Raw genomic sequence first — 21,667 nt, forward strand, 5'->3', positions numbered from 1 at the left:
TTTGCTTAATCTTTACTTGATCATTTCTTTTAGTTTATCAAATCTGGCATCAATATTTTCATCTGACATACTGCATTTGCACTGGACTTTATTGAAGTTACTTCCACATACTGGACACATACCCAAGCAATCCTCTTTACAAAGTAGTTTATAAGGTATCTGATTCAAAATCTCAATAAAGCAGAGATCCATCAAATCTACATGATTCTCAGAAATAACGTAAGTATCATGTTCCTCTAAAAAAATCTCATCTCCCGATACCAAATATACAATTATGTCCTCACTGACTGACACATCTACATCATCCAGGCATCTGGCGCACTGGCCGATAACGCTGGCTGACAGCTTTGCATTTAACACCAATTGATCATCTGTTTTAACAATAATGCCATTCAAAACAACCGGTGAAGAAAATCTGAGACCATATTCGTTGTTATTCGCCTGCTCTTTATCAAAGCTGACATCTACTGCCAGAGTGCTTCTCTCGCCGGACAGGATTTCACTTAAATTCATCACGTTCCTCACCTCTTATTTATCACAAATATTATACATTGCAGGATAACATTTGTCAAGTAGAATTGCCTTACAAGTTAAAATCAATAAGGTTTCCCTTATTGATCTTAACATTTATGATATCTGAATTATTTTACTAATTCTAAAGTATCTCTTGCAATCATCACTTCTTCGTTTGTAGGTATGCAAAGTACCTTTACTGCTGAATCAGCTGAAGAAACGACTTTCTCTTTTCCTCTTACCTTGTTCTCTTCTTTGTCTATCTTGATTCCAAATCTCTCGAGTCCGCTGCAGATTTCTTCTCTTGCGCCGATTGAGTTCTCTCCAAGTCCAGCTGTGAATACTATCACATCTACGCCGCCCATTTCAGCCATGTAAGATCCGATGTATTTCTTAACTCTCTTGTAGTATGTCTCAAGTGCTATTGCAGCTCTTTCGTTGCCTTCAGCAGCTGCGTTCTCGATGTCTCTGAAGTCTGAGCTTACGCCTGACATTCCGAAAACCCCTGATTTCTTGTTCATTACATCGTTGATTCCGTCTGCGTCAAGGTTAAGCTTCTTCATAAGGAATGTAACTATAGCAGGATCCATGTCCCCGCATCTTGTTCCCATGATAAGTCCCTCAAGCGGAGTGAATCCCATTGATGTATCAACTACCACTCCACCGTCAACAGCAGCTACAGAAGCTCCGTTTCCAAGATGGCATGTGATTATCTTAAGATCCTTTATGTCTTTTCCAAGTATTTCAGCAGCTCTGTAGCTTACATACTTGTGTGATGTACCGTGGAATCCATATCTTCTTACTCCGAACTCCTTGTAGTACTCATAAGGAATTCCGTAAAGATATGATGACTCTGGCATTGTCTGATGGAAAGCTGTATCGAATACTGCAACCATTGGAACAGTTGGAAGTATTTCTCTGCAAGCATTTATTCCGATCAGGTTTGGCGGATTGTGAAGCGGAGCAAGCTCTATACAGTCTTCAAGCGCCTTTACAACCTCATCAGTTATAACTACTGAAGATGCGAATTTCTCTCCCGCATGAACTACTCTGTGTCCAACAGCATTGATCTCATCCATGCTCTTGATTGCGCCATACTCAGGGTTAACAAGCGCATCAAGCACGTGCTTGAGTGCATCCTTGTGATCCGTCATTGGCTCTTCGATTATTTGCTTGTCTCTTCCTGGTATCTCATGTTTAAGAACAGAACCTTCTATTCCAATTCTCTCAACAAGACCTATAGCCAGTACAGACTCGTCTGTCATATCAATAAGCTGATATTTTAGTGATGAACTTCCGCAGTTAATTACTAATACTTTCATCGATTTCCCTCCATCTTATATATGTAACATGACATATGATCATGTTATTATACTGTATAAAAATTGGCGGGAATATGTGGGAATCGAACCCACCCAAGAAGCTACTAACCCCTCGAACTGGTGTTGAAGACCAGCGGGCACACCAGCACCCATCTACTCCCAATCGCTATTTATCTTAACACAGATTATCTTCCATTTCAAGATTTTTTTGCAACATATGATAATTTTTGTTCAAAAAATCATGTATCTAGTGAACTACCCACCACTTAAGAAGTGGGGGCTTCCTGGTCAATGCTTCTGATGAAGCAAGATTCTCCAGGCTCTAAGGGCGGTACCCTCCCCGACTGACACTGTATCTTGTATTTACATTGTCAGCTTCAGCAAGTTCAGACTTGCATTGTAATCTCTGTCTATCTCAAGACCGCACTCTGGACAGATATATACTCTGCAGGCCAGGTCCTTTGTCTGACTCGACCTGTTACCGCAGTCAGAGCAAAGCTGCGAACTAGGGTAGTCCGGTGGGGCAATTATGAGCTCCCTGCCATACCACCTGGACTTGTAATCCAGCATTTCCCTGAACCTGCTCCACGAAACCTCGGCAATGGACTTCGCAAGATTATGGTTTTTCATGAGATTCTTCACTTTCAGGTCTTCGATAACTATTGCTTGGTTTTTGCGTATTATCTCTGTACTCTTTTTGTGAAGAAAGTCCATTCGCTGGTTGGCTATTTTCTCATGGAGCTTCGCTACCTTGATTCTTGCCTTGTTGCGATTGCTGCTTCCTATCTGCTTTCTTGAAAGGTCTCTTTGAAGTTTGGCAAGTCTCTTCTCGGATTTCCTGAGATGTTTCGGATTTTTGTATGCCTCTCCATTTGAAAGTACGGCAAAATCTTTGATCCCGACATCTATGCCGACTCGCATGTCCGATGCTGGGAGTTTCTGTATTTCAGTTTCAACCAGAATGGATATGTGATACTTACCGGATGGGGCTTTTGAAATTGTGCATGACTTTATTACTCCTTCAAAGCTTCTGTGCTGCCTGATCTTTACAGGTGACTTCAGTTTTGGGAGTTTTATGTATCCGTTTTCAACATATACCGTTCCTTTCTGGTTGTTGGTGGTATAGCTGAAATTATTGTTTTTTTTGCTTTTGAATTTTGGAAATCCATTGGACTTGTCTCTGAAGAAGTTTCTGTATGCTGTATTGAGATTCATCTGAGCATTGGCGAGAGCCAGGCTGTCAACCTCCTTTAGCCAGGTGAATTCTGATTTGTACTGGGCAGGAGTGTTATTCAGGCTTTTTCCCGTGAGATTGTAGTGCTCTATCCTGTCTGAAAGCATCCGGTTGTAGACAAAGCGCACACATCCAAAGCATTTTGCAAAGAACTGCATCTGCTCTGCATTTGGATATATTCTGTACTTGTATGCTTTCAGCATAATGTTCACCTCACTTTTTCACCCTGCGTCTCGATGTAATCTCTGATTATATCTACCGAAGACTCTCCTGTGGTGATAAGAAAAAAACTCTGAGACCAGAATGCTTCTTTCCATAATTTTTCTCTTATGCATGGAAATTCTTTCTTAATAAGTCGGCTGCTTGCACTTTTATATGCATTTATGAATTTGCTGATTTCACTGTTTGGATGTGCTTTGAAGAGTATATGGACATGATCCATATCATGGTTCCACTCCAGCAGTGTAATATTATACTTTGGACAAATGTATTCAAATATGTTCTTAGCTCTGTCTGAAATATTTGAATCAAACACTTTTCTACGGTATTTAGTAACCATAACCAGATGATAGTATAAGGAAAATACTGAATGTGCATTATTATCGAATCTATCCATATTATAAGTATCCTTTCCTGTTACGACTGATTATATTATACCCCTTCAGAAGTGTTCTAAACATTCATAAACCGATTCATCCCACCGCCTTCACTCTCGTTAATACGAGCAAGGTAGTTTAGAGGAGGGGGAATTCTCGGTACATGTATTAAAAACAGGCTCCATTTAGAGCTTCATAGGGTCATATTCCTCTATGAATCCTTCGCCCAGAACCTCCCTTACCTCAGCAATCGTTATGAATGCCCGCGGATCAATCCCCATTATGACCTGCCTGAGCAGAGGAAGCTCCTTCTGCGAAAGCACCACGAAAATCATCTCTCTGTCAGAACCTGAATACATGCCCCTTGCCTTTATGGCAGTAGCGCCCCTTCCCACGGTGTTCATTATGGCATCGGCAATCTCATCGCTCTTTTCAGACATTATAAAGGCCGCCTCGGCAGAGCTGCCGCCCTCAAGCACAAGGGTAACCATCTTTGTGGTAACTATTACAGATATTATCGCATACATGGTATTTACCACTCCAAACACGAACATACCGCTGACTATTATAACCGCATCGATAAGAAGCATTACCTTCTCAATCGGAAGATTAGGCCTGATGAACTTGAATATCGCCGCCAGCATGTCCGTGCCTCCTGTGGTTGCTCCGGCTCTGAGCACGAGTCCCACGCCAGTTCCCACGAAAACTCCCCCAAAAAGTCCGTAAAGCATCAGGTCCTCTATATGGGCAAAAGGATTGGGAATCATTTCCGTAAGCCAAAGCGCTACCGAAAGCAGGACCACCGCATACAGGGATTTTCGCGCAAACCCAAACCCTCTCTGCCTTATGCTTACCGCAAAAAGAGGTATGTTGAGCACCGCATTGGTAAGCCATATAGGGATTCCGCCTTCGATCGTCCCCGAGGTCAGCTTCTGAACTATTATGGCAATACCCGATAAGCCTCCTGTTACAAGTCCCGGAGGAGAAAGAAACCAGCTTATACCAAAAGCAAGGATCAAAGACCCGAGCACAATCATGACAATCTCACTGAATCGTAAAGTTTTTTTCATATAATCTCCATTATTTATTCAAAATTACTCAGGTAAACCTCAGCTGAGCGGCTCATCTCCCTTGAAAAATCTGACATGTATTTTCTCCTGCAGAATTTCGTTATATAATCGTCAAAATCGAACCCGCTTTCCGGATGTATCTGCGTGAACATCTCCACATGCTCCTGCTTTGAGAGCCTCCTGTACGAATTTTCATGAACGATGAATCTTTTGTCAAACCTTTCAGGTTTTTTTCGATCCTTCTGCTGCTGAACCGGATATCCGAAAACAAGCATCGCAGCCGGCATCACGTATTCGTCAAGCCCGAGAAGGTCGATGTGCTGCTCTGCGTTTTCCAGTATATCTCCTATATAGCAGGAGCCTATGCCCAGAGAGTGTGCTGCTACTACCGCATTCTGCGCAGCTATGATCGCATCTTCCATGGCCAGGATCAGGTCGCCCTTTCCCGGATTCCTCGCTTCGCAGCGAGCATACTCATAGGAATCCAGCCATCTCCTGCAGTCGGCAAGAAATATGAGAACCAGAGGCGCCTTCGCAATGAAGGGCTGATTGTCGCAGCTTATCGCAAGCGCATCCTTGAGCTTCTGGTCTGTGATGTCAAGGATTGAGTAGAGCACCTGGTTTCCGGCTGTAGGCGCCTGAATGGCCGCATCGATTATAAGGGACTTCACATCCTCCGGTATTTCCCTGTCTTCAAATGCCCTTACCGATTTTCTTTCAAAAAGCTCTGTGATAGTAGAATTCATATATCCTCCTTTGCAGGAATCCCGAAAACAAAAGGGAGTACCATTATTAAACAGTATCCCCTTTCCTCTGATTTATTAAGATCCTATTCGTGATCTTCCATCCATTTTCTAAGTATCTTCATGTATTTCTCATTTTCCTCAACGAATGGCATGTGGCGGCTGAATTCAAACAGCTCCCACACAGAGCCTTCTATCGTATCATTCATGAATTTAGCTATAAGCGGAGTACACAGATCAGATAGTCCGCTTGTTATGAGCGTCGGAACCTTTATGTCCTTTATCTTTTCTCTGTATTCCCATCCCTTGAGCGTTCCTGTAGGCGTGAACTCATTTGGTCCCCATGCAGTAACATATGCCTCGGTTCCCTTAACCTTTGGACGTGTAAGACACTCTGGGTCCTCAGGTCCGAATTCAGGAGCACAGTGACGCAGCATGAATTCATCGTTTGCCGCAAGGTAAGCCGGATCATCGTAGCTTCCAGTAGCTTCTGCCTTTGCTATAGCTTCCTGCATTTCAAGCGGAAGAAGCTTTACCATACGGCGCTGCTCTTTTTCCCACATATCTGCCGAAGGAAGAGTGCTCGAAAGAATAACGCTCGCTATACCCTCTGGCTTGTAGTCGCACAGATACTCTATAGCCTGCATTCCTCCCCATGACTGTCCAAGAAGATGTATCTCCTCAAGTCCGAGATGCTCACGAAGCGCTATCAGCTCCTCGATCCATGTCTTTGAGTTCCACAGATCAGGGCGTGAAGGCGTAGCTGAGAGACCGCATCCAAGCTGGTCATACATAACTATCTGACGTCCATCCTTCGCAAGCTCATCAAGAACCTCGAAGTAATTGTGTGCAGAGCCCGGTCCTCCATGAAGAAGCACAAGCGGCTTTCTGCCATCCTTCTGCTCTCCGATTATTCTGTAGTAAGTCTTATATTCCAGGTATGGCATATATCCTTCAACGATTTTCATTATAGTTCCTCCTGTTAAATTTTTAATGTTGTCCTGACTAAATTATAACATTATGAAGGAAAAATTTCAACATGGGTTTTGATCAGTATATTTCTCTCTCCTGCTCTGCATACTCTCTGAAAAGCGCAAGACACTCCTGCCTGCCTTCTTCGGTGAGCCTCAGAACGGATTCGTCAGTCATGTCTGTCTTTATGAAATGATATATGAAGTCATCGCGGAATCCTATGGCATCCGCATCCTCCGGCCTGCAGCCGTAAACGACTTCTCTGATGTTTGCCCATATTATCGCGGAAAGGCACATTGGACATGGGTATCCTGTCGCAAATATGATGCAGCCGCTGAGGTCGTGCGTACCCTTTATCCTGGCTGCCTCTCTTATGGCGTTTATCTCGGCATGTGCGGTAGGGTCATGGTCTCCAAGCACCGAATTTGATGCTACGGCTATGACATTTCCATCCTGGTCTATGACGGCTGCCCCGAATGGGCCTCCAAGATTTTTGTTCATTGTTTCTCTTGCTCTGTCAACAGCTTTTCTGATGATTTCTTTTTTCATTCTTACTCTTCACTTTCTAATTTTTTCTTGCTTTTTTAAGCTTATGCTTGTGCTCCACCTGTTTCTTGAAAAGGTATCTCAGTATATCATCTCTTACTGTAGAGGACATATCCACATAGCTGAGAACGTATACCACGTTTCCTCCCGAATTATACATCTTGCCTATGCGGCACTTTACGGTGCTTACGCCTGAATGCTCTGCCGTCTCACTGTCGAGGTCTACCTCAAAGCTGCCGCCGAGGTTCTCGGCTATCTTTTCGCTCTCCTCCGGCTCTACCTTGAATACCAGAGTGTCCCCTCCCAGTTTCATCATCTCTACATCCATCTCAAAATCACCCTTTCTGATCTTGAGCATTCCCTCAAGCACGAGCGAGAAGTATTTGTCAGTAGGGGTGTATGCTATCTGAGATATCTCTATGTTTTCCGGTGAAAGGCTGTCTACGCTGCACTTGAACTCATAGAAATCCCTGTTTTCAGAAAAGCTTATCGTAGGCAGGAATATCCTTGAGGTAACCCAGTTAGGGTTGTACTGGGATCCGGTTGCCAGTATGAATATTGCTTTTTCATTCTTTATTATGAGGTTTCCGTTAAGCGTTATTATAGTCTTGAAATCTCCAAAATAGAATCTCAGTGAGGCATTTGTTATGAACTTGGATTTTTTCATGACCATGGTCCTTGTGCTCTCATAGTCATCTTCTATGACGTTTATGGCCGCCCTGGCTATCTCGGGATCGAACTGCTGTCCGCTAAGCTCTCTGAGCTCTTCGATTATCTCATGCGGCTCCTTTGCCTCGCATCCTGGTCTTCTGCTCATCATGAAGTCTATGCTCTCCGCAGTAGCCACTATCCTGCTCAGGTAAGGAATCTCTTCTCCTGAGAGCCCGTCTGGATATCCCTTGCCGTCATATCTCTCGTGATGGTGCTTTACTATCTTTGGAACATCGTTAAAGAAGGTCATGCCATAGAGCGATGATTTCAGCATGTTGTATCCATTTTGAGGATGCTGCCTCACCATTTCCTGCTCCTTGTCCGTGAGCCTTGTCGGCCTGCTTATCACTGAGTCTGGTATGAAAAGCTTTCCGACGTCATGCAGGAGCGCAGCCACATACAGTATCTTGGTGTCCTTGTCATCGAATTCAAGCTCGTTTGCTATCTTTATGCACCAGTTCGCAACATTGGACATGTGATGGGGATAAGCACGTCCTTTGCAGAAAGCATCTCGCAGAAGGCGTCTATGAGGTAGTACAGCTTCTCATAGTTTGTTATCGTCGCCTGAACATGATAAAGAAAATATTCTGCGGTGTCAAGGTTTATCTCTGAGATTATCCTTTCGGGAACAATCTTGTCCCCGAACTGGAGGCATACAGATGCCACATATATCTTTTTTTCGAGTATGGAGTTTACTGTAGATATGTATATCATAGTCCCGTTTCCCTCCTGGGATACATGGACTTCGGTAAAGCCGCTGGTTTTCAGAGGATTTGACTCTGATGTAAGCTTTTTGAATGCCTCAAAATCTTCCTTGATGGCAAGCGATGCGGTTGAGTTATGAACGTATTCTATCGAGGTGAAATCAGGGTTGAAAATAAGAAACTGCACATTCTGACTCTTGCTGAAGACAGGATTTTTTTTCTATGAACTCGTCAAAAAATCCTGATAAATCAATAAATCCGTCTAGCATGAATGCCTTCATATATGTTATTCCTTTCTTTTGCAAAAAAGCACAGGGCTATTAACGTCCTGTGCTTTTTCATTTTGCCCTTATATTCTATATGCTACAGCAGGTTGTTATTCTTCATGAATTCTTTGAATGTCTTTCTTTCAAAGCTTGTATTGGTAACTGCTTCAACAAGTTTTGCTGATTTTGCAGGCTTTAGGACTGCCTGTGATGCAGGGTAGCTCCAGATCTTGTCTCCTTCGAGTTTTGCAAGTCCCTTGTATGAAGGGTTGAAGCTTCCTATAGCCTCCTGTATCTGAGAAAGCGTGCTGTATCCAAAATCTGGCTCAAGTACTCTTGCTATGTCCATCGCAAGCTTCCAGTTAGATCCCACAGTATTATTTTCGAGCGCTTTTCTTGATTTCTGGATTCTTCTCTCAGAGCTTGTATATGATCCCTCTGATTCTGCAAAGCTTGCCCCAGGAAGCACTACGTCTGCCATTTTAGCCATGTCTGACATGTTTACGTCCTGAACTACAACAAGCTCGAGTTTTGAAAGGTCTATGTCACAGATGTTCTCTCCGAATGACATTATTCCCTTTACAGTTCCATTTTCAATCTTCTCAAGAAGCTCTGCCTTGTCTGTGCAGATTCCAAGGTCAACTAGTCCCTGGCTGTTGGCATTTTTCTTCATCTGGATTATTCCAGCTCTTGGCCTGTTTACATGGCCTGCCATCACTGCAGTGTTTACGAGTGAAAGCGCTCCGTCATAGCTTAGCTCGCCCTGATTGTATACTATCATGGCTGTCTTTGCAGCTGTGTACATGTCTGCTATCTTCTGTGCGTCTGCGCTTACCTCAACTCCTGCAAGAGCTGCCTTGTGCTCATCTGTCGCAGCTTTTGAGTTTTGAGCCACAGCCTTCTCTATCTGAAGAAGGATGTCGGTAGAATCTGCATGAACAGAAACTGTCGCTATCTCATCAAGAAGTGTATGCTTATCATTTATTACAACCAGCTTTGCACCGTTGAGGGCAGCCTGTCTGATCTTTATTCCAAGCACTGTGTTGTTTATCATTATGTCTGATCCTGCAACTACTATCATCTCTGTTGAAAGAAGCTCTTCGTAGCTTGCTGTGGATGCGTCTGTTCCAAGCACGTCAGCAAGTGCAGATCTGTCAGCATTCATGCTGTATACTTTTGAAGCTTTGAACAGCTTTTCTCCAAGAGTCTTCACTGCGAATATATCTTCATTGGTATATTTGTCTGAAACCAGGATTGCAAGACTCTCTGGTCCATTAAGGTTTACCAGGCTCTGAGCTTTCTTGGCTGTTTCTACAAGTGCACTTTCAAGCGTAGCTGTCTCAAGCTCCTTGTCTCTTCTGAGAAGTGCAGATTTTATTCTGTCATAGCTGTGAGCTATGTCATATCCAAATCTTCCTTTTGCACAGAGTCTTCCATCGTCAACCTTGCTGTTAACGTCAGACTCGACTCTCATTATCATGTCATTTCTTGTATTTACTTTTATGTTACAGCCAACGCTGCAGTTTGAACATACTGTATTTGTTATTTCAGCTATTACAGGAACCGGCTTTCTGATCTTCATTTTTTCCTGAAGCGCTCCCGTTGGACAAACGCTTATGCACTGTCCGCATGAGATACATCCAGTTTCATTCAGAGGCAGCTCAACTGCAGGTTTTACTATAGTGTCGAATCCTCTGTGTACAAGGCCAAGCGCGCTCACGCCCATTACTTCTTCACAGGTCCTCACGCAAAGTCCGCAGAGTATGCACTTGTCAGGGTTTCTGTCTATGAATGGATGAGAGTTGTCTTCTTTACGCTTGTGCATCTCGCCTGCGAATTTCTCAGGCTTTATGTCATACTCATTTGAGTATTTGAGAAGCTTGCACTCGTAAAGGTCCATACATCCGCATTCAAGGCATCTTGATGCTTCTTCCATAGCCTGCTCATTCGTGTATCCTGAAACCACTTCTTCAAAGTTCTTGTTTCTTACTTCTGGATCCACATGATCTCTGTGAGGTCTGTAGCTTCTCTCTCTGTCTTCAAAATCATCGGCGCTCATGCCTTCGATTTCTGAGTAGAAAGGTTTTTTGTATGCTACCATGTCTCCATCAAGATATGTCATTATAACCTGAGCCGCTCTCTTTGCATCTCCGATCGCAGCGATCGCTATGTCAGCGCCCTTGTTTGTAGCGTCTCCGATTGCAAATACTCCATCCACGTTAGTTCTGAATGTGCTCTCGTCTGCCGCTATAGTTCCTCTTCTTGTAAGCTCTATATCTTCAAATCCCTTTGGATTTACTATCTGTCCGATTGCGCTGATTACGCAGTCAACCACAAGAGTCTCAGTTACGCCTTCTTTTGGAATCGGTGATCTTCTTCCACTCGCGTCAGGCTCTCCAAGCTCCATTACCTGAAGTGTCATCTCAAGCTGGCCGTTTTCAAGCTTCTTGATTTCAATAGGGTTTACAAGCTCCTTGAATACTACGCCTTCTTCTTCTGCTTCTACTATCTCGATTTCCTCAGCAGGCATCTGATCTTTGGTTCTTCTGTATATGTTGTATACTTCTTTTGCTCCAAGTCTCACTGAAGTTCTGCAGGCATCCATCGCAGTGTTTCCTCCACCTACGATCGCTACCTTTTCTCCTGCCTTGAATGGCTTGTTTGTAACATAGTTCTCAAGGAACTCGATTCCTCCAAGCACGCCTTCTGCTTCTTCGCCCTTGCAGCCAAGCTTTGTGCTGCTCCATGCTCCGATTGCAACAAGAGTAGCGTCAGCAGTGTTTTTTATGTGATCAAAGCTTATGTCTCTTCCCACCTTTGTGTTAGGAACAAGCTTTGCACCCATAGTCTCTATTATGTCTATCTCTTTCTGAAGTACTGATTTTGGAAGTCTGTACTGAGGTATTCCGTATCTGAGCATTCCTCCGAATTTAGGCATCTGATCGTATATCGTTACGTCGTGTCCTTCCATCAGAAGGAAATACGCTGCAGAAACTCCTCCAGGTCCTCCACCTATTATGTTGATTTTCTTTCCTGTCTTTGGCTTGAGCTCAGGTATGAATACCTGCTCATTTGCATGGTCATGATCCGCTGCAAAGTACTTGAGATTGGCTATAGCTACAGGCTCATCCACGAGGCCTCTTCTGCAGGCAGTCTCGCATGGATGCGGACATACTCTTCCTATACTTGCAGGAAGCGGAAGCTGATCTTTTATTACCTTGTTGGCTTCGTCAAACTGTCCGTTTGCTATAAGCCCTACGTATGCCTGACAGTCAGTGTTTCCTGGACATGCAAGCACGCATGGTCCCTGGCAGTCTCCTCTGTGATCTGACATGAGCAGCTCAAGCGCCACCTGTCTTGCCTCTGTAGTTCTTTTTGTGTTTGTCTTTATAACCATGTTGTTTGCGGCTTCTGTCGCACATGATCTCATGAGCTTTGGCATTCCGACTGCTTCTACCACGCAAAGTCCGCATGATCCATAAGCCTTTACTCTGTCGTCATGACATAGCGTTGGTATCTCTATATTGTTTTCTCTTGCGATTTCGAGAATTGTCTGGCCACTGTAGCCAGTAACTTCAATTCCGTCTATATTAAGTCTGATCTTTGACATTTTCGGCCTCCTCCCTATTTTTTGACTACTGCACCAAATTTGCAGCTTTCGATACATTTTCCACATTTGATACAAAGATCGTGATCAATCACATGAAGCTGCTTCACTGAACCCTCTATAGCGTTAACAGGGCAGTTGCGCTTGCATACTCCACAGCCTATGCACTTGTCTTCAAGTATGTTGAAGGTGATAAGCGGCTTGCACTGAGCTGCTGTACATGTCTTGTTGTAGATATGATCCTCGTACTCGTTTCTGAAGTATCTTATTGTGCTGAGAACAGGGTTTGGAGCTGTCTGTCCGAGTCCGCAGAGCGAACCGTCCTTGATTTTTTCTCCAAGATCCTGAAGAAGCTCTATGTCTCCGTCTTTTCCATTGCCTTCGCATATTCTGTTCAGTATCTCAAGCATTCTCTTTGTGCCGATTCTGCAGTGGATGCATTTTCCACATGATTCTTTTCTTGTGAAGTCAAGGAAGAATCTCGCCATGTCAACCATGCACGTAGTCTCATCCATAACAACCATACCGCCTGAACCAACTATTGCTCCGGTCTGCGCTATGCTCTCGTAGTCAACTGTAGTATCTATCTTGCTAGAAGGTATACATCCTCCAGATGGCCCTCCAAGCTGAACTGCCTTGAACTGCTTTCCGTCTCTTATTCCGCCGCCGATGTCATAGATTATCTCTGATATAGGCATTCCCATAGGAACCTCTACCAGTCCGCCCTTGGCAATTTTTCCAGTAAGCGCGAATACCTTTGTTCCCGGACTCTTCTCAGTTCCCATCGCCGCAAATTTCTCTCCGCCGTTTCTGATTATCCAAGGCACGTTTGCAAGTGTCTCAACGTTGTTTATGTTGGTCGGCTTGTCCCAGTATCCTTTTTGTGCAGGGAATGGAGGCTTGAGCCTTGGCATTCCTCTTTCGCCCTCAAGCGATGCGATAAGAGCTGTCTCTTCTCCACACACGAAAGCTCCGGCTCCTGCCTTTATTCTCATGTTAAAGCTTGCGCCCTCTATGCCGAATATGTTGTCTCCGAGATATCCTCTTTCCTTAGCCTGCTTTATTGCATTCGTAAGTCTTATGATGGCAAGCGGATACTCTGCTCTTACGTAAACCACGCCTTCAGTAGCTCCGATAGCATAAGCACCTATCATCATTCCTTCTATAAGTCCATGCGGATCTCCCTCGATTACCGCTCTGTCCATGAACGCTCCCGGGTCTCCCTCGTCAGCATTACATACAAAGTACTTTGGAGTTGCTGTAGAAGAAAGCGCCGCATTCCACTTGAACCATGTAGGGAATCCTGCTCCTCCTCTTCCTCTGAGGCCTGATTTCTTTAATTCTTCGATTACATCTTTTCTGCTGAGCTGCGTGATACATTTTTTGGCAGCTTCGTATCCGCCTGCCTCTATATATTCATCTATGCTCTCAGGGTCGATTATACCACAGTTCTTGAGCGCTATCTTTACCTGCTTGCCCTGAGCCAGAACGTCTTCGTTCATTATGGCAGCTTCAGCTACAGGTACTGAATTCTTTATGTGGCTTTCTACTATTTTTTCAGCGATGGCTTCATCTACCTTCACATATGTAGTTTTGTTGCCTTCATCATCAATAACGTCAACAATCGGCTCCAGATAGCATGTTCCTATGCATCCTGTTATCTCAACGCTTGCGTCAAGACCCTGAGCCTTTATCTGAGCTTCAAGATAATCAGATATCTTTCCTGCTCCTGCTGCAAGTCCGCAGCTTCCCTGTCCAACAAGAATTCTCATTATGCTTCCTCCTTGTCTATTGCTCTAATATCAGCAATTATCTTCTTTGTAGATTGTGGCGTAAGTTTTCCGTAAGTCTCGCCGTTTATCATCATTACAGGAGATAAACTGCAGCATCCGAGGCAGGCAACGTTTATAAGCGTGAAAAGCCCGTCTTCGCTTGTCTCTCCATCATTTATTCCAAGCTCCTCATGGATAGCTTCTTCGATTCCCTCAGAACCGTTTACGTGACATGCAGTTCCCTGGCAAAGCATGATAAGGTTCTTTCCTACCGGGTTCATCCTGAACTGAGTGTAGAATGTCAGTACCCCGTATATTTTCGCAGGCTTTATGCCAGTCTGCTCTGCAATATATTCTATGGCCTCCATCGGAACATAGTTGTATATCTCCTGAACGCCTTGCAGTATAGTGATAAGACTTCCCTTTGTATCCTTGTATTTTTCAACGATACCTTCAATAAGGCTAAGGTCTACACTGTCAGTTTTTTTGTTTTCTTCACAGCAGCATTGCACTAGATTCACTCTCCTTTTATTAGTTTTAAAATTAATTTTGACTGAAAATTTACAAATCTCTCTACAGTCTATATGTTAACATTTATATAAAAATAAGTAAATATTTTTTAATTTTAAATTTCGCTGAATCCGTGTGTTTTTATTTTATAATCCATACTTAATTTAAAGATGATTTGTTCCGTATTATAGTTTATAATTATAGTATTGAAGATACAAGGAGATGAATATGAAACCACTAAGCATCTATATGCACATTCCGTTCTGCGTACGCAAGTGTTCGTACTGTGACTTCGTTTCTGTCGCAAAGCCCGATTCATATAAAGAAAGATACATCGATGCCCTGATAACTGAGATCAGGAGCAGTAGAGACCTGGCGTCTTCGCACAGGCTGAGCACGATATATATAGGAGGAGGCACCCCGAGCCTCCTGAGTGAAGAGCTCATAGAAAGGCTGCTTGCGGCAGTGAGGGAAAACTACAATACTGATTCTATAGAGGAATTCACATTTGAGTGCAATCCGGAGTCAGTTACGCCTGAAAAGCTTGAAATATTAAAAAGATATGGCGTCAACAGGCTGAGCATAGGCCTTCAGAGCACTGACAGAGAGGAGCTGATGCTCCTGAGGCGCTCTCATGACTATGATGCTTTTCTATCTGCCTACGCCCTTGCAAGAAAGCATGGATTTGAAAACATCAGCGTAGACCTCATGTTCGCAGTGCCCGGCCAGAGCATGGATACGCTCCAAAGGAGCCTCGAAAGCATAACGGCGCTTGGCCCTGAGCATATATCCTGCTACTCGCTCATAGTAGAAGAAAATACCCTTATGAACAGGTGGGTCAGCGAAGGAAAGATAGAGCTTCCGGGAGACGATGAATATGTCGATATGTACAGGTTCCTTACCGGCTTCCTCGAGCAGCGAGGTTACAGGCAGTATGAGATTTCAAACTTCTGCCGCGAGGGATTTGAGTCTGTTCACAACAAAGCCTACTGGCTGAGAGACAATTACCTGGGGCTGGGAGTAGCTGCTCATTCCATGATTGACAACCGCCGCTTTGCAAACATAGACAGCGTAGATGATTATATGGAAAAGATTTCAGACATGGAGTCTCCTGTGAATCTCGATTCGCTTGAGACGCTTTCGCACTCTGACGTCATAAATGAAATGATATTCCTGGGACTGAGGATGAATAAAGGCATAGCTCTGTCTGATATAAGGTCCGAGCTTATGCAGCTGGGCAGATGCAGCGATTCTTCATGTCCTCTGGTAAGGGATTTTGATAAAAAGACCGCTAAGCTCGAAAAAGATGGACTGGTTCAAGTAAGCAGTGGCAGCCTCGCGCTTACACAGAAGGGAAGAGAGCTGAGCAATTCAGTTTTTGCAGAGCTGATGGTGGACTGAATAAGAGAATAAGGAGAATGACATGAAAAAAAACAACTACAATGAAGCTGCTAGAGTATACTCTAGCAGGCTTTCCATACTTTACAAGAGCATGATAATAGGATTTGTATCAGGCGCAATCGTCATACTTTACCGGCTGATACTCGCTGAGGCGGAGCATCTTTCATTCCGTATGTACGAATACCTCAGATCAAGCCCAGTTTATCTTCCCGCAGCTCTTGCAGCCCTTGGACTTTTGGGATATATAACAGGCTCTCTCGTTTCCAGAAACAGGCTTATCAGCGGAAGCGGCATCCCCCAGGTGAAAGGTATAATCATGGGATACTTTGAAGGAAGCTGGATTTCAACGCTTCTCTTAAAATTTGCAGGCGGGGTAATGGCTATATTTTCAGGACTTTCCCTTGGAAGAGAGGGTCCTTCTATCCAGCTGGGTGCATGCGTAGCTCAGGGGATCGGAAACAGGCTGGCAAAATCACGTACGGAAAAAAAGATACTCATAGCCGGTGGCGCAAGCGCAGGCCTTTCTGCTGCATTTAACGCTCCACTTGCAGGCACCGTTTTTGCAATGGAAGAGATATTCAAGTATTTTTCACCGGTTGTGCTTCTCTCTGCTATGGCATCTGCAATGTCCGCAGACTTTCTGTCAAAGATGGTCTTTGGGCTTGAGCCTGTATTCAGCTTTAATGTAACTTCTTCTATACCGCTTCATGGATACTGGGCTCTGATAATAATGGGTATAGTTCTGGGATTTCTGGGAGCTTTTTACAACAAAATGCTTCTGCTGTCTCAGGCCATATACAGAAAAGCTTCATTCCTGACTCCAAAAACAAGAGTTATCGTTCCATTCGTGCTCGCCGGGATACTCGGAGTCAGCTTTCCTCTCGCGCTTGGCGGCGGCCACATCATTATCGAACAACTGAATCCTTCTACGGGTATCCCCATGCTGATACTTATTTTATGCATAAAATTCTTATTTTCAATGATAAGCTTTGGCTCTGGAGCTCCGGGAGGGATATTCTTCCCACTTCTGATAATCGGAGCTCTGATCGGATGCATATTTGGAAATATCGCCATAACGCATGCCGGCTTCAGCCCCGAGCTTTTCTATAACTTCATAATACTTGCCATGGCCGGATATTTTACCGCTATAGTAAGAGCTCCCATTACAGGAATAGTGCTGCTCGTTGAAATGACAGGCTCATTTTCTCATATGCTTTCACTTTCAGTAGTCTGCATAGCTGCATATGTTACGGCAGACCTTCTCAGGAGTGCTCCCGTATATGAATCGCTGCTTGAAAATCAGATAGCTGCAATGCCATCGCATGAAGAGAAGAAAGATGACGGAAAAAAGATAACAATAGAGACGGTGGTCCACTACGGCTCTGCTGCAGAGGGAAAGATGCTGAAGGACCTCGATTTCCCTTCCGGATGCCTTCTTATTGCAGTCAGAAGGCGCGGCGGAGACATAATCCCGGATGGAAACACTGTCATCCTTCCTGAGGATTCTCTCATATTCATGACTGACAGATGCAGGGAATCCTGTCTTCGCGAGCTTATCGAAGAAACCGTCACATCGCAGTAAATACACATACACAAAAAAGGAAACCCGCGGGTTTCCTTTTTTGTATGTCTTTATATTTATATCTTTATATTTAAGATACCATCTCGCCATCTTCGTCATCTTCAGCTCCATCAAATGCCGGCGCGCAGGCGCTGCACGCTGCAGGCTGTCTGCTCTCAAGAAGCGAGCTGTAGGCTTTTTTGTGCATTACCTTGTTTATCTCCTGCGTCATGGTCCCTATAGGGCAGAATGAACACCAGCTGCGAGGCCTGTAAAAATACATCGAAGCCGTTCCTATTATTCCTGATGTAAGCATCATGCTGTAGAATCCAAATGCAAACTGCACTGCCCATGGCGCTATCCCTGGTATCTCCGGCGCATTCCAGGGAACCTTGAAAGTCCACAGAAGCGTAATGACTTCTTTAAGATCCCTTGCTCCCTGAAAAACAAGATATGTGTTGAACACCATGACAAAGAACATGGTCATGAAGAATACAAGGAATCCGTACCTGAAAGGCTTTCCTGCCAGAAAATCAGGGGTCGGCCTGTTTCTTGAAAGCTTCTTCTTTTCTCCGAGCATGTTGAACAGCTGGCTCCTGCCGCAGTAGGAATTGCAGTACAGCTTTCCCTTTCCCATGAAGGTAAGTATCAGCGGGATCATGAAGCATATCATTCCCAGCCATGCAAACATTATATTGAACAGGCCGAGCGCAAAATACAAGGCCGTAGCTATCCACAGGTAATCATTCCATTTTTTATTTTTCTTTTTCAAATCAGTTCTCCCTTTCGTTTATGATTCATTATTTTATGATTATGTCATTATATATGTTTTGCCTGCATCGCTATGGCATTCGCCGGGCAGACTCTCGTGCAAAGCGTGCATCCGACGCATTTATCCTCATCAACTACCGCCGTTATACCTCTGAATATTGATATAGCATCCTTAGGGCACTTATCTGTGCACGCTCCGCATGCCACGCACTTCTTATCATCTATTATTGCTTTTTTCATTTGTATCCTCCAGTTTTCAATATCTACAGTACTTATAATATATCAAAGAGCCGATTAAGGTATGTAACATTGTTACATTACAATGTAATGTAGTATAATAGGCGTATGGAAAACTCCAACTAATATATACGAGGTGAATCTATGAAATTTAAAGAATTTGAATACAGAAGGCCTGAGTTCATGGCCATGAAGAGTATCCTTGAAAGCAATGTCGAATCAATGAATAATGCGGCTTCATTCGAGGATTTCATAAAAATCATGGACGAGGTAAACAAGATCAGAAACAATGTCCAGTCCATGGAGACTCTGGTAAGCATACGCTACAGCATTAACACCGATGACGATTTCTATAAAAGCGAAAAAGAGTACTGGGACGAGATATCTCCTCAGTACGAGGAACTGAATTCCCTGTTCTACAGAGCAGTTACCGAATCCAGATTCCGGGATGAGCTTGAGAAAAAGATCGGTAAGCAGTTCATGAAGATTGCAGAGTATGCGCTCAGGGCCTTTGATCCGTGCATAATCGAAGAGCTTCAGGAGGAAAACCGTCTGAGCTCTGAGTACACAAGGCTTCTTGCTTCAGCAAAAATAATGTTTGAAGGCGAGGAAAGAAATCTCTCTGCCATGGGGCCGTTTATGACATCAAAGGACAGATCCGTCAGGGAAGAGGCAAGCCGCCTCTATTACGGCTTCTTTGAAGAGAACGAGGCAAGATTTGATGAGCTGTTTGACAAACTAGTGAGCGTTCGCCACGCCATGGCGCTAAAGCTTGGCTTTGAGAGCTTTACTGAGCTTGGATATATAAGGATGATGCGTACTGACTACGACGCCGATATGGTTTCTGTATTCAGAAGCCAGGTAAGCGAGCATATCGTGCCCTGTGCATCCAGGCTGTTTGAAAGGCAGAGAAGAAGGCTGGGCCTTGACTCTCTCAGATATTTTGATGAAAATTTCGAATTCGAGACAGGAAACGCTGAGCCCAAGGGTGATGCCCAGTTCATAATAGATGGCGGTATAAGGATGTACAGTGAGCTCTCTCCTGAGACAAAGGAGTTTTTTGAGTTCATGATGGAGCACGAACTGATGGACCTTGAGACCAGAAAGGGAAAGGGGGCCGGAGGATACTGCACCTACATCCCAGACTACAAGGCGCCTTTCATATTCTCCAACTTCAACTCCACGGATGCCGACATAGACGTGCTCACCCATGAGGCCGGGCATGCTTTTCAGGTATATCAGTCAAGATGGATAGATATTCCGGAGATAAATTTCCCGACATACGAAAGCTGCGAGATCCATTCCATGAGCATGGAATTCATAACCTATCCGTGGATGGAGCTTTTCTTCAGGGAAGACACCGAAAAATACAAGTATGCTCACATGGGAAGCACTGTCAAGTTCATGCCATACGGAGTGCTTGTGGATGAATTCCAGCACCTGATATATGCGGATCCGCAGATGTCTCCTTCCGAGCGAAAAGCTGCCTGGAGAGAGCTCGAGAAGAAATATCAGCCTCACAAGAATTATGAAGGCTGCGACTTCCTCGAAAGAGGAGGCTGGTGGCTGAAGCAGGGGCACATATTCAAAAATCCTTTCTACTATATCGACTATGCCCTCGCACAGATATGTGCACTGCAGTTCTGGAAAAAGATGCAGCATGACAGGGAAGGCGGATGGCAGGACTATCTGAGGATATGCGAAATCGGCGGCACAAAATCCTTTGTTGACATCGTAAGCGAAGCCAATCTCATATCTCCATTTGAAGACGGCTGCGTGGCCGGCGTTATGAAGGATATAGATGCCTTCCTTGAATCGACAGATGACTCCAGGCTCTAAAATCTATTGATCAAAAACTCAATCAGAGCAAAAATACACCCCTCGGATATGGAAATAAATTCCTGCCCGAGGGGTGTTATCATAATAAAGATATCGGTTTCAGATATGAAAATTTATTAAAGAAGCTCTTTTATAGATGGTTCTATCTCTAGCGGATTTACTGAGGATTCAAATCTCTCTGTAACTTTTCCGTCTCTATCTACGAGGAATTTTGTAAAGTTCCATCTTATCTCATTTCCTGATGTATAGCTTGGGAATTTCTCGTTCAGTATAGACTCTATTATCTTGTTTGTAAGGTTGCTCTGATCGAGTCCCTTGAAAGGTGCCTGCTCTTTCAGATAAGCGAATACCGGGTGAGTATCCTTTCCGTTTACCTTTATCTTCTCGAACATAGTGAATGAAACTCCATAGTTGAGGCTGCAGAATGATTTTATCTCTCCGCTCTCTCCGAACTCCTGATCGTCGAACTGGTCACATGGGAATCCAAGTATAACAAGTCCCTGATCCTCATATTTTTCATGAAGCTTCTGTAAATCCTCATACTGAGGAGTGAATCCGCACTTGCTCGCTGTATTTACTATGAGCATTACTTTCCCTCTGTAGTCATTTAGTGCTATCTCGTTGCCGTCAATGTCTGTTGCTTTAAAATCGTAGATGTTCATGTTTTACTTCCTTTCTCAAATCAAAATGATAATAAGTTAAGTATATTCCAATTGCCTAAAAATCATTCAAACATTATTTTCAGGAATAAATCGAGATTATTCTTAAGCTCAAGCATAAGAGCCTCGTTTCCACTGAATTTTTCCGACATCCTGCATGGTATCTCTGCCATCTCGTCTTTCAACGCTCTCCCTCTGTCCGTAAGAGCTACCTTTACCTGCCTGTCATCTGATTCATCTCGCCTCTTTGTGACCAGATTCATGGATTCAAGTTTCTTTACTACAGGAGTGAGTGTTCCGGAGTCCAGATGAAGCTTGTGTCCCAGGTCCTTGAAGAAGATCTCTTCATATTCCCACATCACCATCATAGTCACATACTGGGTATATGTCATGTCATATTTGTCAAGCAGAGGCTTGTACAGCTTTATGACTTCTCTTGAAAGCGCATAGAGTGGAAAGCAGAGCTGATTTTCAAGCTTTAGTCCTTCATATTTCATTTTTTCACTTCCTTACTTTTGCCATCCATATGGCCTGATTTTTATTTCTATTTTTTAAAATTTAATTTTGTCAAATTGTATTTGATTAAATTATATTACTTTTCTACTGTTATGTCAACATGTTTTTTGTTTTTTC

Annotated in this window: 20 protein-coding genes and 1 tRNA gene; 3 read left to right on the plus strand and 18 right to left on the minus strand. The window is 43.8% G+C overall.

Annotated features, from left to right (window positions below; translation table 11 throughout):
• Positions 1-12: 12 nt before the first annotated feature.
• The 14 genes from AC4PGZ_RS08710 to nuoE form a co-directional block, all read right to left on the minus strand.
• Positions 13-513, minus strand: coding sequence for a YceD family protein (locus tag AC4PGZ_RS08710; protein ID WP_492160262.1), 501 nt, complete (start codon positions 511-513; stop codon positions 13-15).
• 128 nt (positions 514-641) lie between these two features.
• Positions 642-1,835, minus strand: a complete 1,194-nt coding sequence (locus AC4PGZ_RS08715) for an acetate kinase (RefSeq protein WP_492158251.1) — start codon at positions 1,833-1,835, stop codon at positions 642-644.
• Positions 1,836-1,899: 64 nt separating this feature from the next.
• Positions 1,900-1,996: transfer RNA gene (locus AC4PGZ_RS08720), tRNA-Sec, on the minus strand.
• Positions 1,997-2,198: 202 nt separating this feature from the next.
• Positions 2,199-3,272, minus strand: coding sequence for an IS200/IS605 family element RNA-guided endonuclease TnpB (tnpB, locus tag AC4PGZ_RS08725; RefSeq protein ID WP_492158252.1), 1,074 nt, complete (start codon positions 3,270-3,272; stop codon positions 2,199-2,201).
• Between the two features lie 5 nt (positions 3,273-3,277).
• Positions 3,278-3,685: an IS200/IS605 family transposase gene (tnpA, locus tag AC4PGZ_RS08730; RefSeq protein ID WP_492158253.1), complete on the minus strand. Its 408-nt coding sequence runs from the start codon at positions 3,683-3,685 to the stop codon at positions 3,278-3,280.
• 165 nt (positions 3,686-3,850) lie between these two features.
• Positions 3,851-4,735 (minus strand): YitT family protein, encoded by an 885-nt coding sequence (locus AC4PGZ_RS08735; protein WP_492158254.1) that lies wholly within the window; start codon positions 4,733-4,735, stop codon positions 3,851-3,853.
• Positions 4,736-4,749: 14 nt separating this feature from the next.
• Entirely contained in the window at positions 4,750-5,481 is a 732-nt protein-coding gene (locus AC4PGZ_RS08740) for a nitroreductase family protein (protein ID WP_492158255.1), read from the minus strand.
• An 83-nt stretch (positions 5,482-5,564) separates the two neighbouring features.
• Positions 5,565-6,446, minus strand: coding sequence for a proline iminopeptidase (pepI, locus tag AC4PGZ_RS08745; RefSeq protein WP_492158256.1), 882 nt, complete (start codon positions 6,444-6,446; stop codon positions 5,565-5,567).
• A gap of 82 nt (positions 6,447-6,528) precedes the next feature.
• A complete protein-coding gene (locus AC4PGZ_RS08750; protein WP_492158257.1) occupies positions 6,529-6,999 on the minus strand; it encodes a nucleoside deaminase in 471 nt (156 codons plus the stop codon).
• A gap of 16 nt (positions 7,000-7,015) precedes the next feature.
• The gene (locus tag AC4PGZ_RS08755) at positions 7,016-8,182 is read right to left on the minus strand and encodes an HD-GYP domain-containing protein (RefSeq protein WP_492158258.1); all 1,167 of its coding nucleotides are present in this window, start codon (positions 8,180-8,182) and stop codon (positions 7,016-7,018) included.
• Positions 8,155-8,598, minus strand: coding sequence for a hypothetical protein (locus tag AC4PGZ_RS08760; protein ID WP_492158259.1), 444 nt, complete (start codon positions 8,596-8,598; stop codon positions 8,155-8,157). The genes AC4PGZ_RS08755 and AC4PGZ_RS08760 overlap by 28 nt, the downstream gene beginning before the upstream one ends.
• 176 nt (positions 8,599-8,774) lie before the next feature.
• The gene (locus AC4PGZ_RS08765) at positions 8,775-12,287 is read right to left on the minus strand and encodes an FAD-dependent oxidoreductase (RefSeq protein WP_492158260.1); all 3,513 of its coding nucleotides are present in this window, start codon (positions 12,285-12,287) and stop codon (positions 8,775-8,777) included.
• A gap of 14 nt (positions 12,288-12,301) precedes the next feature.
• Positions 12,302-14,056, minus strand: coding sequence for an NADH-ubiquinone oxidoreductase-F iron-sulfur binding region domain-containing protein (locus AC4PGZ_RS08770; protein WP_492158261.1), 1,755 nt, complete (start codon positions 14,054-14,056; stop codon positions 12,302-12,304).
• On the minus strand, positions 14,056-14,577 hold the full coding sequence (gene nuoE, locus AC4PGZ_RS08775) for an NADH-quinone oxidoreductase subunit NuoE (protein WP_492158262.1): 522 nt from the start codon (positions 14,575-14,577) through the stop codon (positions 14,056-14,058). Before nuoE ends, AC4PGZ_RS08770 begins: the two co-directional genes overlap by 1 nt.
• Positions 14,578-14,794: 217 nt before the next feature.
• Between nuoE and hemW the strand changes: the two genes are divergently transcribed.
• Together hemW and AC4PGZ_RS08785 are read left to right on the plus strand one after the other, a co-directional pair.
• Positions 14,795-15,967 (plus strand): radical SAM family heme chaperone HemW, encoded by a 1,173-nt coding sequence (hemW, locus tag AC4PGZ_RS08780; protein ID WP_492158263.1) that lies wholly within the window; start codon positions 14,795-14,797, stop codon positions 15,965-15,967.
• 22 nt (positions 15,968-15,989) lie between these two features.
• The gene (locus AC4PGZ_RS08785; protein ID WP_492158264.1) at positions 15,990-17,549 is read left to right on the plus strand and encodes a ClC family H(+)/Cl(-) exchange transporter; all 1,560 of its coding nucleotides are present in this window, start codon (positions 15,990-15,992) and stop codon (positions 17,547-17,549) included.
• 70 nt (positions 17,550-17,619) lie between these two features.
• Here AC4PGZ_RS08785 and AC4PGZ_RS08790 read toward each other — a convergent pair whose 3' ends face one another.
• Together AC4PGZ_RS08790 and AC4PGZ_RS08795 are read right to left on the minus strand one after the other, a co-directional pair.
• Positions 17,620-18,300 (minus strand): 4Fe-4S binding protein, encoded by a 681-nt coding sequence (locus tag AC4PGZ_RS08790; RefSeq protein ID WP_492158265.1) that lies wholly within the window; start codon positions 18,298-18,300, stop codon positions 17,620-17,622.
• A gap of 47 nt (positions 18,301-18,347) precedes the next feature.
• Positions 18,348-18,539, minus strand: coding sequence for an ATP-binding protein (locus AC4PGZ_RS08795; RefSeq protein WP_492158266.1), 192 nt, complete (start codon positions 18,537-18,539; stop codon positions 18,348-18,350).
• Between the two features lie 141 nt (positions 18,540-18,680).
• Here AC4PGZ_RS08795 and AC4PGZ_RS08800 point away from each other — a divergent pair, with 141 nt between their 5' ends.
• Complete coding sequence (locus AC4PGZ_RS08800; protein WP_492158267.1) at positions 18,681-20,375, plus strand: M3 family oligoendopeptidase; 1,695 nt, start codon at positions 18,681-18,683, stop codon at positions 20,373-20,375.
• A gap of 116 nt (positions 20,376-20,491) precedes the next feature.
• Here the strand turns inward: AC4PGZ_RS08800 and AC4PGZ_RS08805 are convergent, their stop codons facing one another.
• Both AC4PGZ_RS08805 and AC4PGZ_RS08810 read right to left on the minus strand, forming a co-directional pair.
• A complete protein-coding gene (locus AC4PGZ_RS08805) occupies positions 20,492-21,037 on the minus strand; it encodes a glutathione peroxidase (protein WP_492158268.1) in 546 nt (181 codons plus the stop codon).
• A gap of 62 nt (positions 21,038-21,099) precedes the next feature.
• Entirely contained in the window at positions 21,100-21,531 is a 432-nt protein-coding gene (locus AC4PGZ_RS08810) for a MarR family winged helix-turn-helix transcriptional regulator (RefSeq protein WP_492158269.1), read from the minus strand.
• Positions 21,532-21,667: the final 136 nt, after the last annotated feature.

The organism is Proteocatella sp. QWL-06 (assembly GCF_058684135.1).

Excerpts from the sequence above, each read along its gene's own strand:
- AC4PGZ_RS08710 (WP_492160262.1), bottom strand. The coding sequence starts at position 513 with ATGAATTTAAGTGAAATCCTGTCCGGCGAGAGAAGCACTCTGGCAGTA.
- AC4PGZ_RS08715 (WP_492158251.1), bottom strand. The coding sequence starts at position 1,835 with ATGAAAGTATTAGTAATTAACTGCGGAAGTTCATCACTAAAATATCAG.
- tnpB (WP_492158252.1), bottom strand. The coding sequence starts at position 3,272 with ATGCTGAAAGCATACAAGTACAGAATATATCCAAATGCAGAGCAGATG.
- tnpA (WP_492158253.1), bottom strand. The coding sequence starts at position 3,685 with ATGGATAGATTCGATAATAATGCACATTCAGTATTTTCCTTATACTAT.
- AC4PGZ_RS08735 (WP_492158254.1), bottom strand. The coding sequence starts at position 4,735 with ATGAAAAAAACTTTACGATTCAGTGAGATTGTCATGATTGTGCTCGGG.
- AC4PGZ_RS08740 (WP_492158255.1), bottom strand. The coding sequence starts at position 5,481 with ATGAATTCTACTATCACAGAGCTTTTTGAAAGAAAATCGGTAAGGGCA.
- pepI (WP_492158256.1), bottom strand. The coding sequence starts at position 6,446 with ATGAAAATCGTTGAAGGATATATGCCATACCTGGAATATAAGACTTAC.
- AC4PGZ_RS08750 (WP_492158257.1), bottom strand. The coding sequence starts at position 6,999 with ATGAAAAAAGAAATCATCAGAAAAGCTGTTGACAGAGCAAGAGAAACA.
- AC4PGZ_RS08755 (WP_492158258.1), bottom strand. The coding sequence starts at position 8,182 with ATGTCCAATGTTGCGAACTGGTGCATAAAGATAGCAAACGAGCTTGAA.
- AC4PGZ_RS08765 (WP_492158260.1), bottom strand. The coding sequence starts at position 12,287 with ATGTCAAAGATCAGACTTAATATAGACGGAATTGAAGTTACTGGCTAC.
- AC4PGZ_RS08770 (WP_492158261.1), bottom strand. The coding sequence starts at position 14,056 with ATGAGAATTCTTGTTGGACAGGGAAGCTGCGGACTTGCAGCAGGAGCA.
- hemW (WP_492158263.1), top strand. The coding sequence starts at position 14,795 with ATGAAACCACTAAGCATCTATATGCACATTCCGTTCTGCGTACGCAAG.
- AC4PGZ_RS08785 (WP_492158264.1), top strand. The coding sequence starts at position 15,990 with ATGAAAAAAAACAACTACAATGAAGCTGCTAGAGTATACTCTAGCAGG.
- AC4PGZ_RS08795 (WP_492158266.1), bottom strand. The coding sequence starts at position 18,539 with ATGAAAAAAGCAATAATAGATGATAAGAAGTGCGTGGCATGCGGAGCG.
- AC4PGZ_RS08800 (WP_492158267.1), top strand. The coding sequence starts at position 18,681 with ATGAAATTTAAAGAATTTGAATACAGAAGGCCTGAGTTCATGGCCATG.
- AC4PGZ_RS08805 (WP_492158268.1), bottom strand. The coding sequence starts at position 21,037 with ATGAACATCTACGATTTTAAAGCAACAGACATTGACGGCAACGAGATA.
- AC4PGZ_RS08810 (WP_492158269.1), bottom strand. The coding sequence starts at position 21,531 with ATGAAATATGAAGGACTAAAGCTTGAAAATCAGCTCTGCTTTCCACTC.